Here is a 17,002-nt window from a genome sequence, read left to right on the forward strand (position 1 = left end):
GAGCCTGTCTGCGACGCAAATCGAGCCTGGAAAACAATTGGCGCGTAAATTGCTGACGATGGCCTTCGCAACGTGATTTCCAGGCCCTTGCGACGAAAGTACATCCATGTCCACCGCACCACTTCACCACCCGTTGACCGATTCATTCCCACGCCGCGGACACTCTGAGAATACTGCTTGGTCGGGGTCGGTTGGCTCGACCGATGTCAGTCAGGTCTCGCGGCGAACCTGGTGGTGCATGTTTTTCGCGAGTACCACGGCGCTGCTCACCAGTGCCTACCTGGCCTGGTCCTCCCTCACATCATCGCCCATCGCCGGCTGTAGCGGAGGAAGTGTGTTTGATTGCAACCACGTTCTCCACAGTCGTTGGTCTTCAGTAATGTCGATTCCCGTCAGTCTGCCCGCGATGGCTACTCACGGTCTCATTCTGGGAATGCTGTGTTGGAACGCGACGACGGCTCGCAGCTCACAGATTCGTTGGCGATTAGTCGGTTTCGCTGCGTTGCTCGCCGGCGGCGCAGCAGTTTGGTTCACCGGTTTGCAGATTTTTGCCCTGGGGCACCTCTGCAAATACTGTTTGGTGGCCCACGCTGGCGGTCTCGTCGTCGCGGGGGCGTTCCTCTACAGTCGTCCTGTTTCAAAGACGGCGTTGAAGTGGATTACCTTGGCGGCAGCTGGTTCACTGGCGGGCTTGATTGGTGTGCAATATGCCGCAGAGCCACCGCAAACTTTCGAAATTATCGAATATGACACGCCGCAGCCTGCTGTGATTGATCCGGCCGTGCCAGCGAGCGACGAGGGGATGGGCGATGATGATTTCTTCGCCCCCCCAGCATCGGCAAACCTGCAGTCCGCACTCGAACTCCGCATCGACCGCTGGCAATCCGAGTCGCTGCCTCGGCTCGTCAACGCAATTGCAAATCCCGCGACACTCTTGATGGCTCAGGTGGAGGCGGCGCCGGAAAAAACCAAAGCGACGGCGACGATCCTCAATGGCATCAAACTCCATACCGACGCGTGGCCGTTGGTGGGCGACCCCGACGCAAAGATGGTGTTCGTGGAAATGTTCGACTACACGTGTTCACACTGCCAGGAAACTCATAAGTCGCTCGCCGCCGCTTGCAAACACTTCGGCGACGACCTCGCTGTGATCACATTGCCGGTCCCCATGGACCAGAGTTGCAATTCAACGGTCCGCTCCACGTCGGCGGAACATCGTGATGCCTGCAATCTCGCCAAGCTCGCCGTCGCGGTTTGGCTGGTGGATCATGCGAAGTTTGCCGAGTTCCATGACTACTTGTTCGAGTCCAAACCGAACTACGCAGCAGCGTTGACTCATGCGTCGACCGTTGTCGACAAGGACAAACTTGACAGCGTGCTAGCTGGTACAGTGCCGAGCGATTACATCAGCAAACACGTCTCGCTCTATAAGCGGGCGGGTGCTGGCACGATTCCAAAGATGCTGTTTCCCCGCACGACCACCGTCGGCGCAGTGTCATCCTCGCAAACGTTGATCGACATGATCAATCGCTACCTGTGATCAGTCGATGAACCGTCGGGTAATGTCGCTGTAAGCGTCAACCCGGCGGTCTCGCAAAAACGGCCAGTGGGTGCGGACAACATCCATTTCAGCTAGCTGACAGTCTGCTGTGATCACTTGATCGCTGTGGTCATCGCCGCGAGATAAAATTTCGCCCCGAGGTGACACGATAAACGAGTTACCCCAAAACTCGACTTGTCCCTCGATTCCAACTCGGTTGGGCGCCCCTAAGAAAATGCCGTTGGCGATCGCATGAGCACGCATGCTGGTCATCCATGCATCAAGCTGGCCGGCACCGTACTCGTCTTTCTCCTCGTCAATCCAGCCAATGGCCGTGGGATACAGCAGGATGTCCGCACCGGCGAGTGCGAATAAACGGGCCGCTTCGGGATACCACTGGTCCCAGCAAATCCCCACCCCTAACTTGGCGTACCGCGTCGTGATGATATTGAAGCCATTGGGGCGATCTCGGGGTACGTCGATATCGCGACGCGCCACATCACCGGGAGCGAAATAAAATTTCTCATAGTACAGTGGATCGTCAGGAATGTGCATCTTGCGATACATGCCGGCAATCGAACCGTCGGCATCGAGCACGACCACGCTATTGTGATAGACTCCTGCGGCGCGTTTCTCGAATAGCGGGCAAACGATTACCACCTCCAGTCGACGGGCCAGTTCGGCGAGCGCATCGGTAGTCTTGCCCGGTATCGACTCGGCGAGATCAAACATCCGATGATCTTCGGCTTGACAGGGGTAGCAGGTTGCAAATAGCTCCTGCAGACAAATCACGTGGCCACCCTGTCGGGCGGCCGGATCGACAGATTCGGCGGCCTGTTCGACCAATTCCGTGGCGGCAGCCATGGTGTCAGAATGGTTTCCTCGCCAGCGCATTTGCACCAGCGACAATTTCACAGCGGATGAATTCATAGCGATGGAAGTCTATTTTGTAACGGGGACCGGTACCGATGTCGGTAAAACATACTGCGCGGCCCAATTTGTTGAAACGTGCCGTGCTGCGGGCAGGCGCGTCGGTGTCTACAAACCGGTAGCGAGTGGTTGTGAACTCGGTGACGACGGCGAGCGACTCGCCAGCGACGCCAGCGTTCTATGGCATGCCGCAGGGTGCCCGAGCACGTTGGACCAGGTTTGTCCGCAGCGGTTCATCGCGCCACTGGCGCCCCCTCAAGCCGCGATCGCCGAAGGCGTGGAGGTTGACCAAACATTGCTGATGACCGGTGTCGAGGCATGGGCGGCCGGTGGTGAGGACGCCTCCCAACACCCATCGACGGTATTCGATGTGCTTGTCATCGAAGGAGCTGGCGGCTTGTTCAGCCCTCTCGCCACCTCGCTGCTCAACATCGATTTTGCACTGCAACTGAAGGAGCGATTCCCCCAGATGTACGTGGTGCTAATCGCAAGAAACCGCTTGGGTGTGATCCACGAATGCGTCGCCACAGTTCGCGCCGCAATTGCGACGGGGTTGAGCATCGACAAAATCGTGTTGAATGAATTTGCAAACGAGGCGGATGAATCGATTGCCACTAATAGTCAACAGGTTGAACATTGGACGGGCTGTCCCGTGGCGGAGATGTCGCTTGAGACCATTGTCCCGAGCGAGTAGTTTGGCGATAGATGGTCGGCTCGAGAGACGCGGACCAGCGCCAGTCGCCCGGTATGGTAAAGAGTTGGCGGACGGTCGCGATCCCGACCGAGTTGGTCATCCACACATCACATCGGACTCTTGAGATCGTGTTTCCTGCGCGTGACGAAATCGGTGCCGCGTGAGTTGTTCCCATGCTGCATCGCGACCGCAGTTCATGAGCCGCTCAGGCCTTCGGAAATCAAACCACGCGACTTCGGCAAGATCAGGACGAATATGAATATTCGCCCATTGCGATTTTTCTCGGCGTAAGATTTGTTCTCCGATATCTTGCATGCGCATCATCACATCGAGGGCTGATTCGAAGTTTTCGATGCGAGCATTGTGCTGGCCGATATCAATTGCGATCGTCATGTCGGTGGCATACGCGCTGGCCACCGTACTGGGGATGGAATCAACGACGCCGATATCACACAACAGCATCCCATTGTGCTCCACCGGAGGAAAAATTCCGGGCAAGGCCATCGATGCATGAATTGCGGTGCGTAGTGAACCCGACTCCAGTACCACCCGGTGACCACTGCGGAGGTCAGCGGCGACAATACTCATGGGCGTAGGCAGATCCGAAAAATCGATGTCGGGAACGAGTTCATCGATGGACGTGGCCAAGATCACACCAGGCATCAGCGACTGCTGGGTAACCGCACGGGTTAACCGGCGGTGAGCTGAGTAGAGATACTTGGCGCGTTCATACCACGCGACGATACCGGTCGACGGGTTCTCATCCGACACCCCTGTCGAACCGAATAGCTGAGCCTGATGGCGTCGAAATTCTGGTGAAGTGAGAAACCTAATCACACGAGACTGAACTCGGCGGATGTCCGTTTCGAGGGAGCACATGGCGCCAATCAACGCTCCGATACTGACACCGACGTAACGCTCCGGGTGAATTTCGGTCTGGGTAATTGCTTCCAAAGCACCGAGGTGTGCCAGTCCTCTTGCCCCGCCACCGCCCAATGCGATCACCGCACTGCGTCGGCGAGAAAAAGGTGCCTTGGGAAGTGGAAGGAAAGGAAGGAAATCGCGAAAATTCATGACTCCGATTCCTCCTTGTATGGCATTAAAATCTCGCCTGACTGCACCCCCTCGAGGGCGGACCAACCCTGTTCAGCGATAGTGGCACCTAGTTGGGTCACAAGTCGAAAATCACGATCGCTTTCCTTGCCGCCGAGCATCTTCCGACGCAACTCACGACAAACCACATCGCCCGCTGCTCTGGTGGTGGCATCCTGACTGCGACTGGCGTACAAGCTCGTAACTAACACAACCACCGCGGACTGAATGTCGAGTGATAACGCAGACATCCGACACTGCCGATCGGCGAGTTTCAACTGATATTTCCGCATCGTTCCACTGACGTTCAAGCCACTGGACGACAGATACTGACGCGCGAAAAGTACGTGCTCCTGGAGCTCGGCGTTGGCAACATGCTCGTGACTCCAGTGGGCTGATCGGAGCGATTGGCTGGCGTACCAACCTGCGTACTTCATCATCGGCTTCCGTAGCGCCCAGGCGTGAGTGGGGTTGAACGGATTGGGGGCTTTCACACCCAGATCGTTGAGTGCATGACCGATCGGTTCAAAGTATTCCTTGCCATGTTGTTTGACCATCGATTTGAAGAACGCCATTCCGAGCATCTCACCTTCACCCTCATAGATGCACGGCGCCAAAAAATCATGCACGTTGTCACCAAACAAATGACCTTTCAGAAATGACCTGCCGCCGTGCGTCTTCATGAACAATTCGATCGCGGCCTCCTTCTGCATCTCGCTACCGAAAATTTTGGCGATGATGCATTCCATTTCACCACGATAGCCTTGGTCGAGTAGTCCCGCACACCACGCTGTCAGGGCATCGCAGGCGACGATCATACCGGCGAGTCTGCCGACGCGGCGACGCACCAACTCACGACGTTCGATCGCCAGACCATACGTCTCCCGGTAGGCAGCCCAGGGGAGAATTTCCGCCAGCATCCACCGCATCGCGCCAGCCGCATTGGCACACAGAGAAACCCTGCCCAGATTCAGCCCATGATAGGCGATCGTCAGTCCATCACCCTGGCTGGGAACAAGCAGGTTTTCTTTGGGAACGCGAAAGTTCCTAAACACCAAGCCGTTGTTGTGGGCACGCCTGAGTGCGTAAATGTCGTAACGGTTCAATGAGAACGAGTCGTCAGTTTCCATGGGTAGATCAACCACCAGCACGCTCGGCTCGCCATTGATCTTGCAAACCAATCCGATCGTGCGTCCAGGGACAGCGTTGGTGATGAACAGTTTCTCGCCATTGACGACGTACTCGTCACCGTCGAGTACCGCCGTCGTCCGCAACGCAGTCAGGTCACTGCCCGCGCCTGGTTCGGTGAGCGCGAACGCGGACAGTGCCCGTCCGTCGGCGAGTTTGGGTAGAAACCGGGACTTCTGCTCTTCGTTGCCGAATGACCGCACCGGATCAACTGCACCGATACAGCCATGCACCGATGCCAATCCCGCAACGGTGGGATCGATCGTGGCCATGCGAGTGATCATATCGGCGAACTCGCGCATCGTTGCTCCACTGCCGCCGTAGTCGCGATCGACTAGCAAGCCCCAATATCCCACTGATCCCAATTCTGCGATCACCTTATTGGTGATCTTGCCGTCACTGCCAAACAAGGTCTCCTCGTTTCGATGCTTGCGGACGATCGTCAGGGCTTGCTCAACGACCAATGCCACCGAAGGTGATGAACGCAGCGGAATCGACTCAAACAACGCAGTGTCATTCTGTTTTTCCCAAACCGCTCGGTGTACGGGGCTATTGACGGTTTGGTACCGGGGCGCGAAAAGCGCCTCGACTTCGTCATCGGCGCTGTCCAACACACCGGTTCGCTTAGCTTCGTCGGCCGACGCGCCGCCAAGCCGCAAGGCAACTTCCGCAAACGAGTCTGCTTTAGCCGGTTTCTTGTTGTGAGGAGTCGGTGTCCCCTCGGCATCCCCGCTGGCAGGAGTCGATGACGGATGTGTGGGCTGCTCAGTTGACGGCTCGTCTCGAAAATCGGTACTCATCGTATGCTCCTTGAGGAAGAAGAGTCGTTACCACGCCACTTGCGTTGCGATTCGGTCGTACTGAGCGAACGCTCGCGAACGTAAAACCGTTGATCCGCCGCAGACATTGCTGCAATCAATTCAGGTGGCGAAAAACGATTGCCGTGTACAGTCTGTAACCGTTTCAAATTCTCATGTACGAGTTTCACTCCGATGCCATCGATCACGCGTAAGGGGCCACCACGATGGGGTGCGAATCCCGTGGCCAAAACCATCGCGAGATCGATCATCCAATCTTCGCGTACGATCTGCTGTTCTTTGCATAACACGGCTTCGCGCAGCATTGGGTAGACCAACCGACGTTGAATCGTGCTCAGCCCATCGTTGGCAAAGCCATCGTCTGGTTCTAAACAGACCGGCGAAGATAACGCTGCGACTTTGTGCGGAACCGATTTGCCATCCTGATATCGGTAGAACCCGCTACCTGCTTTCTTGCCGATATCGCCCCGCTGGACCATGTCCGTCAAGACATCGACGACGGGGTCGAGCCCCTCAATCACGTGGCCAAGTGACGAGGCGACGTGTTTCGCGATATCGACTCCCACCTGGTCAATCAGCTCAAGCGGTCCCATCGGCATCCCAAAACGGCGTAGTTCGCGGTCGATCTCCGCTGGCGAATAGCCCTCACCAATCATCAACACCGCTTCACCAAGATAGGGAAAGAGAACACGGTTGACGAGAAATCCAGGCGAGTCCTTGGTAACGATTGGCGTCTTGCCGAGTGAACGCACGAACGCGACCAATCGTGTAATCGTGTCGTCGTTGGTCACTGCGCCGCGAATCACCTCCACTAATTCCATTCGATGCACCGGATTGAAAAAGTGCAATCCTGCTACACGTTCGGGATGCGTGGTGGAGGTCGCGATCGCATCAACCGAGAGCGAAGAAGTGTTGGTCGCGAGAATGCAGTCGGTCGCAACGAGGCCATCCAGGCGAGCAAATATCTGCTGTTTGATATCCATCCGCTCGACCGCCGCCTCAACGACCAAGTCACATAGAACGATTGCATCGTCATCGGTCGACATCACGACCCGATCGTTGAGTTCACGGCGTTTCTCGGCACCCAGCCGATTTCGATCCGCGTAGGTCTTCATCAGTTTCTCAAGCCGCGCGCGGCCCTGCTGAGCAGCGGATTCGTCGACTTCGCGAAACGCAACGTCGTATCCATGCGTCGCTGCAAATTGTCCAATCCCTGCACCCATAGCCCCTGCACCGACCACACCCACGCGACGAATTTCGTGAGAGTGAATGTCTGCTCGCTCGGCATGGGTTGCCCACGTCTTGATATCTCGCGCCGACTCTCGTGCAAAGAAGAGATTCAGCAGATTGCGACATGTGGGAGTAGCGAGCAGTTTTACGAACTCGCTACGCTCAGTCACATAACCAGCACCCTGCTTTTGCAATCCAGTCTCGATGGCATGTACCGCTGCGGGGAGTGCGGGGTACTGTTCCGCCTTGGAGCGAATCTTCGCGCGAGTTTTGTGAAGTATCCACGTCCGGGCCGGTTTGGCACATTCAAGAAAGCGCAGCAGTCGCTTTCTAAGAGGCCGTTGAGTGCGAACGTCACCACGCAAAATGTCCGCGATAAATTGATTCACACCGACTTCCCAGTCTTCAGGTGTGATGGCGCGGTCGACCAATCCAATCTTCGCCGCTGCATGCGCCGACAGCGTTTTGCCTTGGAGGATCATACCCAGGCTCTGCACTAGCCCAACCTGCCGTGGTAACCTCTGAGTGCCCCCCCAACCCGGAATCACACCGAGTTTGATCTCGGGCAGCCCAATCTTGGTGCTACTATTGTCTCGCGCGACACGGTAGTCACACGCCAAAGACCATTCCAACCCGCCACCTAGGCAGGGCCCATGGATGACCACCAAGGTTGGTGTTTTCAAATGATCGATGCGATGGAATAACTGTTGCCCTGCATCGATAAGTCGACCCGCTTGCGCCGGACCGCTGATCGATGCAATATCGCGAACATCGGCGCCAGCGAGAAATCCGCTTTCCTTCTCGCTACGAAAAACCACCAAGCGAAGGTCCGAACGCGATTCGATATCACTGACGATTGCCTCGAGTTCCTCCATGACAGATTGCGTCAATACGTTCATCGGACGCTTCGGGACGTCGATCGCCACGGTCATCACACCGGCCGAGTCGGTGGATACGTGAAAGGCGTCGTACGGCTTCTCTCGGAAATTCATGATTGTCTCCTGGTAGGTAACGAACGTTTCACGGCGTTTCCACAACGATTGCCATTCCCTGGCCACCACCAACGCAGAGCGTGGCAAGTCCTCGGTGTTTGCCCTGATCATGAAGAGCGCGGAGCAAAGTCAGTACCATGCGGGTGCCCGTGGTGCCCACGGGATGGCCCAGTGCGATCGCCCCGCCATGAACGTTGACCCGGTCCATCGGCAATTCACCCACCGCGCAGTCCTGGCCGAGTTCCTGTTGAGCAAATGACTTGGACGCCATCGCTCGCTCGCAGGCGATCACTTGCGCAGCAAAGGCTTCGTTGATCTCGATCAAGTCAAAATCGGCGAATGACAGTCCCGTTTGCCGAAACAGTTTGGCCACGGCATATACCGGTCCCAGTCCCATCCGTCGGGGATCGCAGCCTGCGATCGCATATGCTGTCAGGCGACCGAGCGGGGGACGAGCGAAACGTTCCAGACCGGACTCGGACGACAGCACCAGGGCTGCCGCTCCATCGGTAATCTGGCAACTATTGCCAGCCGTGACGGTACCGTCGCGGGCAAAGATCGGCCGCAACTTTGCGAGTTTGTCGGCGGTTTGCCCTGACCGAATGCCATCATCCTGATCGCATCGGCCCCCATCAGGCAGAGACACCGTTGTGATTTCACCTGAAAAGAAACAACGCTCTTGGGTCTGCGCGGCTTTGATATGGCTTGCTGCAGCAAATGTGTCTTGCTCCTCGCGGGAGACATTGTATTCGGTGGCCAGTAGTTCGGCGGTTTCGCCCATGTTCATGCCACTGACAGGATCGGTTAGACCTAGCTCGATACCCGCGATGGGTTGGAAGTGACGGGGGCGAAAGTCTTTGAGCACCTTCAATCGGGCCATCACGGTTTTCGCACGCGACAAGCGTGTCCACACACGGGCGGCGTCGGGGCTGACTAGCAGCGGGATCTGCGACATCGATTCCGTGCCGCCTGCGACGACAGCGGAGGCGCCCTCGTAATGGATGGCATTGCAACCCGCGACGAGGGACTGCATCCCCGATGCACAGTTGCGGTTGACCGTGTGGGCGATGCGAGATTGCGGCACCCCGGCCTTCAACGCGATCACCCGCGCGATGTTCGCCGCATCCGGTGGTGAAGACACGTTCCCGAAAATGACCTGGTCGATCGCTTCAGGAGCCAGCCCACAGCGCAGCAGTGACTGTTCAACCGTCAGACGCCCTAATTCCACCGCCGAGACGTTCGCGAGTCTACCGAACGCCTTGGCGAATGGAGTGCGAATGCCGTCGATAATCGCGACAGGGGTAAACGCCATAGTCGTTTTTGACATCGTCATGAGCTTGCTCCGGGAAGATTCTCAGACTCTGATTCTCGCAGTTTTCTACGGATGACTTTCCCTAAAAAGTTCTTGGGCAATTCACCCTGGCACTGCTCATACACGCGGGGTTGCTTGTGTTTGGATAGATGCATTTTGCAATGCTCTCGTAGCACATTTTCATCCCAGGTTGCTCCTGGTTTGAGAACGACAATGGCTTTGACCACCTCGCCGCGAAGTTCGTCAGGCTGGCCGACCACGGCGGCTTCCGCAACGCCGTCGGCGGTTTGCAATACGGCTTCGACTTCGACCGGGTAAACATTGAATCCGGACGTAATAATCAAGTCCTTCTTGCGTCCCACAATGGTGTACCGACCACTCCGATCGCGGCTCGCCAAGTCTCCGGTGCGCAACCACCCATCTTCGATGGCAGCTTGCGTGCGTTCGGCGTCTCGCCAATACCCGAGCATCACCTGCGGTCCCCGGACGACCATTTCGCCGACGACGCCACACCCCAGGTCGTCGAGGCCGCCGTGCTCATCGACGATTCGGCATTGAGTTTCGGGCAGCGGAAAACCGATCGTGCCATAGCACGGCTCCGCGTAAAGATCGCCGACATGCGTGACCGGCGAAGCTTCAGACAACCCGAAGCCCTCCACGACCAACCCACCGCAATGAGACGCAAAGGTTTCGGCAATGTCCGCGTCCAGCGGAGCTCCGCCGGAGATCACCCAATTGACCGACTTCAAGTCCGCGGGGTAGTCGTCGAGTCGTTCATTCATCGCAGCCAACATCGCTGGAACGGCGTGCAGGACCGTCGGGCGATGCTGGACCATCAGCGAGATGACTTGACGGACGTTGAAGCGATGGTGCAGTACCAGCGTGGCCCCCATGGCCGCACCACCCATTACCATCGCCGACATCCCATAGCTGTGGAAAAACGGCAATACCGCCAGCATGGTGTCCTCGGCAAACCTTCGCCGAGTCCACATCAATTGCTGCCAAGCATTCGCTACCATGTTTTCGTGGCTAAGCGTGACGGCCTTGGGAACACCCGTGGTGCCACCGGTCGGCAAAATGTATGCGGGATCGGTATGCGGATTGATTGGTACTGGTTTCCACTCCCGCTGCGTGTTCGCAATCTCTTCTCGCAGCCAATGATGAGCATGGTCGGCAGGCAACGACCACATCCCCAGTCGCTGTTGACGCATCCACAAGTAGCCGATCTGTTTGAAGGCAGGCAAATGTTCACGAATGGATACATAAAATGTGTGATCTAGTTTGGCTTGGCAGGGGGCGAGCAAATGGGCGAGCATGTCCAGCGTTACGATCACCTTGCACCCAGTTTGATCGACGAGTTTGTCAATCTCCTCCGCAGCCATCAATGGACTCAGCGCTACCGTCACGCCGCCTGCCCGCCAAACCGCGTTCGCCGTGACGATGAATTCAGGCACGTTGGGCAGCAACACAGCGACGCGATCACCAGGTCCGATACCGTAGGCCTGGAACATCGCAGCGCAGCGTACGATGTCATAGTTGAGTTCCTCATAGGTCCAACTCCGCTCGCCATAGATCACGGCAACACGGTGCGGAATCACGTCGGCAGCGTGCCGTACCAAGCCAAATGCTGGCAGGCCCTCGTAACGCTCGATCGCCGCCGGCTGAGCAGGCTGTCGGCCTAGGATGGCGGCGGGCAACCGTGCCGCGAACACATCGCGAACGTCTACTGAATCGTCCGTGTTTGACCCAGGGACAAGGGCATGCGGTACGGGGAGGACATCACCCATCACTCGATTCCTGTTCAGAGAGTTGGATCTATCCGAAACAGGAATTCCCGACGACACCGCTTACGCAATTCGCCGCCAACGCAACGATCGCGAAAGAATGCTGGGCCCATTTCGAATACAGGTCGTCCCTGACGTACTGCGGCAAACGGGGCCCGGTTGACAGGCGGTCCGCTCCGCTCCTGTGGCGGCGTCCAGCGCGGCGAACCCTGACATGATCAAACCGAGAGGGCTCGAATTGCCGAACACCTCACTATACGCAGTGAGTCGAACAAAGGAAAGGATATTCCCTTAAAAAACTTGCTGCGAGAAAATAGGCAACGCAATAAGGTATTGGCTCCGCTGCCCCAAGATCGCAATTATGGCGAATGGGCGCTCACCGCCGTGCCGCCCCCAGCAATTGCAGGCCGCCGCCGATTTCCGCTGTACCCGGTCGAGCGGTTCTAAAACATCATCCTCGCCGGGCCTGTTCCGCCAGTGATTGGGCTGCGGCATCGTCGCGTGAGTAGGCGTCCCAGCAGGCTGTGCTCATGGTCGGCATGGTCCGATGATGATGGGGGTTCCACCGTTACGACTCGGTCCGCAGAGAATGATCCGTAAATGCTGAGTGTGCCCCGTTGTCCAATCGCAACTCGTACTTGTCGCCAGCAGGGAGAGCAGCAACGTTTCCATGGTTTTATGAACCTCACTCCTAGCCTACGATAGCCCGCTTCAAGCTTGAACGATGCAAGCGACGGCAACCATGACGAAGGAAGTATGATGACTATTCGGTGGGGACTGATCGGGGTCGGCGACATTGCCAACAAACGGGTGGCGGCGGCCATCCAAGCGGACCCGCTTTCGGATCTGGTGGCGGTTTGCCGGCGCAGCGAAGCGCAGTTGCATGATTTTGCGGATCAGTTCTCGGTGCCCGGCCGTTTCACGAACGCCGATGATCTATTGGCGATCGAAGACCTCGATGCTGTTTACATCGCCACCCCTGTCGATTGTCATCTACCGCAGACCATTGCTGCCGCCGCCGCTGGCAAACATGTCCTCGTTGAAAAACCAATGGCGCTCGATCCGGATCAATGCGATCAAATGATTGCCGCTTGCGATCAGGCGAACGTCCAACTCGGTGTAGCGTACTACCGCCGATTTTACCCGGTCGTGCAGCGAATTAAGCAATTACTCGATGCTGGTAAATTGGGGCGCATCCTGTCGATTGCCTGTGTGACTGGAAATCCTAATCGATTTCCTGCCGATGATTGGCGTGTGATCTGCGCCCGCGGTGGTGGTGGCCCACTGATGGATATCGGGAGCCACCGCATCGACGTGTTTCTGCAGCTGATGGGTGACATCGACGCCGTCCAGTCCAGCATGATGGACGCTCCCGATTTCGAAGCCGAGCAGGTTGCCACCGTGATGCTTGGGTTTCAAAACGGAGCTCATGGTGTACTGCAGTGCTTTTTCGGTACCATCAATTCGCCCGATCGACTTGAGATCATTGGTACCGATGGCCGCATTACCGTAGAAGACCTCAATCAAGGCGACCTGACGTTGTTCACCGCCGACGGAGTTACAGTCGAGTCACACCCACCGGCGAGTAACCTGCATCGCCCCCTGATCGAGGAGTTTTCGCAAGCGGTGTCGGAAAACCGCAGCCCGGCAATTTCGGGGCGGACCGGCAGGAAAACGAATGAGATTATGCAGCGAGCCTACGAGCACGATCGTTCTCGTCGAGCGGGCGCGTGACTGCGATTTATTTTCTGAAAACACTCACGCAGCCCACTCAAACAGTCCGACCAATACAACCAGACCCACCTCTCGAACGACGCAAAATCAGATTTGATGGATCCGTTTTTCTTGAGTCAAAACCTAAAAAAAATTGCGTGATTGCTTTGGTACTAAGCGAGACCGCATGCATTTCTTGGCACGTCGCGATTTCATGCAACGTGCGAACCTAGAAAACCGAGAGGTTCGTAACGATGGCAGACGGGAGTAGGCGACCGCCCACATTGCCGCTGATGTGCCTTAGCATGTTTGCGGTGACAGCGACAATCGTGTTGGCGGATACCCCCTCAACCATGGCTGAAGGTCGTGAGTATGTCAACTCTGAGTTGCCATCGCTACTCAGTGAATGGGTTCCGACAAACGACCATATGCTTGATTCGACAGCGGACACGATTGGCTCGCTTCTCGACGACAGTCACGCGTCGCGCATGGACGTCGACGCGGGTGATGTCGTGCCGCTGCTAACCGATGGTGCTCAGCAAGTTTACATTCCTGCAGGGTCGACCTCGCGGTCCACCAGCGAACAGCGGGAGTGGATCGTCTTGCCGGATGGGTTACTGTGGCATTCGTATCTCGCGGGCCCCCAAGAGCCGCGTATTTCGGCGCTGCTGCTCGCCGATGAGAAGGGCGGTTACTTTTGGGATGCCACGCTCGGCGGACGCGTCGGTTTCTTGCGATACGGTACGCCCGGAGCGAAAGATCCACATGGCTGGCAGTGGGATCTCGAGGGGGCCGCGATCACACGGCTGAACCTGCTCGAACAGACTGATGTTGAATCCGTAGACTATCGTTTCGGAACGGAACTCACGTGGGCGGAAGGGCCGTGGGCAATGAAGGCTGGCTACTTCCATATCAGCTCACACGTTGGCGATGAATACCTCGTTCGAAATCCGACCTTTGAACGTATTAACTACGTGACTGAATCGTTGATCTGGGGGATCAGCTACAAGCCGACCGAGCCCACTCGAGTCTACGGGGAAGTGGCGTATGCCGTGCACCGTTCCGGTGGAGCTCGACCGTTCCAATTCCAAACCGGAGCGGAGTGGACACCACCACCGAACCGACCCCGAGGGATCGCCCCCTTTGCGGCCGCCAACCTCGGATTCTTCGAAGCCACCGAGTTCCATATGCAGACGACAATCCAAGCCGGTTGGGGATTTCAGGGGCCACAGTCAGGCCGACGACTGCGGTTCGGTCTGCAGTATGGGGACGGTCCCAGTAACCAGTTCGAGTTTTACACGCTGAGTCAGGAATACCTGGGCTGGGGCATTTGGTTCGACTACTAGGTATCGAGCGAATGGGTATCAATCGGACAATCCTCGTCGTATCTCGATTCCGCGACGGTTGTCTAACGCATCGCTTTGGCGCGGCCAGGGAGAGCTCTGCCAGACGGTTCCAGCTTAAACCGAAGCTGCGACATCACTCGTGAAAGCTCACCGCAACGCCCTGAGCGGCGGGTGGCCTGACCAGCGTGCGACTATCGCAACGCAGGTTCATCGCGAACAGCTTCGCTGACCTGGAACGCGGACGATTTCTCATATCGGAATCGCGGGTCTGAAATCAGCCCAGCGGCGCCGTCGGCCACCAGCGGTGTGCGGTTGGGTGCCGCCCAGGCCAAGCGATCTTCTGAGTCGACCTCTTCGAGATGTTCCAAGAGAATTCGCCGTACTTCAAAGATCGACTTTCCAGTCATGTGGAGGCTCGTGTGAGTGGCATCAACGACCAGTTCACTCTTCACGTCCTCCATTTTAGCGCTGGCGTATTCAACCACTCCGTCACCTTTGTAGTTGCGACCGGCCAGCATCGGTGGATCGTGAAGCACTCCAATGATGTTGTGGTAGCGAATCTCCGGCGATGTTTTCGCACGTAACAACACCGGGAAAATAGGCGAATCGGGTGCGAGTGAGTCCACCGCATTGGCTTCGGTAAGCAGCCTCGTGTCGCGGAAAAAGTTCGGATTGGCCCGAATCAGACGTGTGCTCGTCGAGAGTGCCATCTTCGGCAGTTTGATGATCTTGCCTGCCAACCACCGCGTCGCGCTATTGGCTAGATCGCTGCCCCGATGCGGGGTTCCGATGGTGATCACCCGACTGATCGATTGATTGGGGCGAAACTCCAACGCACTGACGAGCTTATTCACGTCTTGCGGCGGTCCGCGCAGTTTCTCTTTAGGTTGATTGCTGACAAGATTCCAGAAATCATCACCACTGTCGATCGTTTGCATCCGCGAAACCAGACCTCCCATGCTGTGTCCGACTAACACCATGTTGTCGACAGCACGGTCCCGTCCGGTTGGATCGAACGTCTGTCGCATCGCGAAGAGGTCACTCCGTAACTGCGTGGCGCTTAACCAGAACGGTTGTCCGGAGGGGTAGAGATAAAACCAAAATTGATAACGTTCACGGACCTCGGGGAAACTCCGCAAATCGTTGAACATGTCCATCCATGTTAGGGGGCTCGACCACAGCCCATGGACCATCAGTACTGGAATGCGGTTGGGATCGTACGGTTCGAGCATGTACAAGCCACGCTTCTGCTGGGCATCGTCGGGATCGAGTAATCCCTCGGTGGCGCGGTCGCGTTTGCGGTATTCCGGGCTGTCGAGAAAATAGGCTAGCGGCGTCGTTAAGTCTGTTTCCAACGGTACCCAGTCGCCGCCGAGTTTGATTTGATTGGCCCGTAAGGGATCAAAGAATTCGAGCACACAGACAGGGGTCTCGTTGGGGTCGTCCGACACCGGCGTGATCTGAGGGACATGATGACTGGCCAAACGAACACTGGATTGTGCGTCCGGTAACAGGTCTCCCGACCCCGCGTAGCCCGGACCGATATCACCTTCGGTCGAACAACGCAACAGCGCCGTCACCGCATAACTGAGCCCCTCGGGGTAATAGTCCTCTCGCGTATCCTCACCTCCACGAGGTTTCCGCACGGCAATCAGTGGCACGCCGAGCCCGAACGTCGTGTGGCGATTGCGAAGCGTTTTAATATCGAAGTCGCTGACGAACTCATAGCGATCAAATTCATCGGGCTGCCAGCCCCCACGCATCTCAGTGCGAATGATGAATTTGCGGTCTGCCGTCTGGATCGTGTAGGTATGCCCCGGACGCAGTTGATTCTCTGCGCACAGCACCCGCAGCAAATCTTCGAGCGATTCGTTGTATAAATCACAAACCGCGCGGAACTGAGGGTCGTATTCGTTGCGGACGTCGGATAACTGTTGACCAAACAGATATCGATAACTAGTCGTCAGCGCAATACCGTAGTGATTCATCGCTGTGCTGGTTTCGCCACTGCGCTCAGCGATTTTACCTTCGACATAGGCCAGTTCAGCGACGGCATAGGTCAATTCAGGATCGAGGTTCTGGCGATTGAGCGTCCGCAGCTTGCCGATGCAACCATTGCTATCCATTTGATAGGTGTCGCTGAGCCCATAGCGACGCAACGTGTGTTGGGTGCGACTGCTGATTTCGGGGCCTTTCCGCCCCAACAGCTGCAAAGAACTTTCGAGCGCATTGGCACGGATGGGCCGGTCTTGCAGATATCGCGCTGTGACGCAGCCTGTCGAAGTGCAGACCCACACCATCGCTGCCATCACGAATGACGACCGAATTCGGCTCACCACAGTGGGCAGAGGTAATCGTTTCGA

11 protein-coding genes are annotated in these 17,002 nt (G+C 56.9%); 4 read left to right on the forward strand and 7 right to left on the reverse strand.

Annotated elements, in window-relative coordinates:
* Window positions 1-106: 106 nt before the first annotated feature.
* Window positions 107-1,540 (forward strand): vitamin K epoxide reductase family protein, encoded by a 1,434-nt coding sequence (locus Poly21_RS25235; protein WP_146409848.1) that lies wholly within the window; start codon window positions 107-109, stop codon window positions 1,538-1,540.
* Here Poly21_RS25235 and Poly21_RS25240 read toward each other — a convergent pair whose 3' ends face one another.
* Window positions 1,541-2,470, reverse strand: coding sequence for a carbon-nitrogen hydrolase (locus Poly21_RS25240; RefSeq protein ID WP_146409849.1), 930 nt, complete (start codon window positions 2,468-2,470; stop codon window positions 1,541-1,543).
* A gap of 4 nt (window positions 2,471-2,474) precedes the next feature.
* Between Poly21_RS25240 and bioD the strand changes: the two genes are divergently transcribed.
* Window positions 2,475-3,164: a dethiobiotin synthase gene (bioD, locus tag Poly21_RS25245; protein ID WP_146409850.1), complete on the forward strand. Its 690-nt coding sequence runs from the start codon at window positions 2,475-2,477 to the stop codon at window positions 3,162-3,164.
* A gap of 96 nt (window positions 3,165-3,260) precedes the next feature.
* On the opposite strand, the gene Poly21_RS25250 is transcribed toward bioD, so the two are convergent.
* The 5 genes from Poly21_RS25250 to Poly21_RS25270 are packed head-to-tail and all read right to left on the reverse strand — an operon-like array spanning window position 3,261 to window position 11,583.
* Entirely contained in the window at window positions 3,261-4,238 is a 978-nt protein-coding gene (locus tag Poly21_RS25250; protein WP_146409851.1) for a patatin-like phospholipase family protein, read from the reverse strand.
* Window positions 4,235-6,244, reverse strand: a complete 2,010-nt coding sequence (locus Poly21_RS25255) for an acyl-CoA dehydrogenase family protein (protein WP_146409852.1) — start codon at window positions 6,242-6,244, stop codon at window positions 4,235-4,237. The genes Poly21_RS25250 and Poly21_RS25255 overlap by 4 nt, the downstream gene beginning before the upstream one ends.
* Window positions 6,241-8,484 carry a 3-hydroxyacyl-CoA dehydrogenase NAD-binding domain-containing protein gene (locus Poly21_RS25260; RefSeq protein ID WP_146409853.1) on the reverse strand — a complete coding sequence of 748 codons (2,244 nt, stop codon included), beginning with the start codon at window positions 8,482-8,484 and terminating at the stop codon, window positions 6,241-6,243. Before Poly21_RS25260 ends, Poly21_RS25255 begins: the two co-directional genes overlap by 4 nt.
* A gap of 28 nt (window positions 8,485-8,512) precedes the next feature.
* Window positions 8,513-9,817 carry a thiolase family protein gene (locus tag Poly21_RS25265; protein WP_302120581.1) on the reverse strand — a complete coding sequence of 435 codons (1,305 nt, stop codon included), beginning with the start codon at window positions 9,815-9,817 and terminating at the stop codon, window positions 8,513-8,515.
* Window positions 9,814-11,583 (reverse strand): AMP-binding protein, encoded by a 1,770-nt coding sequence (locus Poly21_RS25270; protein ID WP_146409854.1) that lies wholly within the window; start codon window positions 11,581-11,583, stop codon window positions 9,814-9,816. Before Poly21_RS25270 ends, Poly21_RS25265 begins: the two co-directional genes overlap by 4 nt.
* A 753-nt stretch (window positions 11,584-12,336) precedes the next feature.
* On the opposite strand from Poly21_RS25270, the gene Poly21_RS25275 reads away from it, so the two are divergent.
* Window positions 12,337-13,314 (forward strand): Gfo/Idh/MocA family protein, encoded by a 978-nt coding sequence (locus Poly21_RS25275; protein ID WP_302120584.1) that lies wholly within the window; start codon window positions 12,337-12,339, stop codon window positions 13,312-13,314.
* A gap of 293 nt (window positions 13,315-13,607) precedes the next feature.
* Window positions 13,608-14,639, forward strand: a complete 1,032-nt coding sequence (locus tag Poly21_RS25280; protein ID WP_302120586.1) for a DUF1207 domain-containing protein — start codon at window positions 13,608-13,610, stop codon at window positions 14,637-14,639.
* Between the two features lie 191 nt (window positions 14,640-14,830).
* Here Poly21_RS25280 and Poly21_RS25285 read toward each other — a convergent pair whose 3' ends face one another.
* Window positions 14,831-16,948: an esterase/lipase family protein gene (locus Poly21_RS25285; protein WP_436967527.1), complete on the reverse strand. Its 2,118-nt coding sequence runs from the start codon at window positions 16,946-16,948 to the stop codon at window positions 14,831-14,833.
* Window positions 16,949-17,002 lie beyond the last annotated feature (54 nt).

Origin of the sequence: Allorhodopirellula heiligendammensis, from assembly GCF_007860105.1 — a bacterium.
GTDB lineage: Bacteria > Planctomycetota > Planctomycetia > Pirellulales > Pirellulaceae > Rhodopirellula > Rhodopirellula heiligendammensis.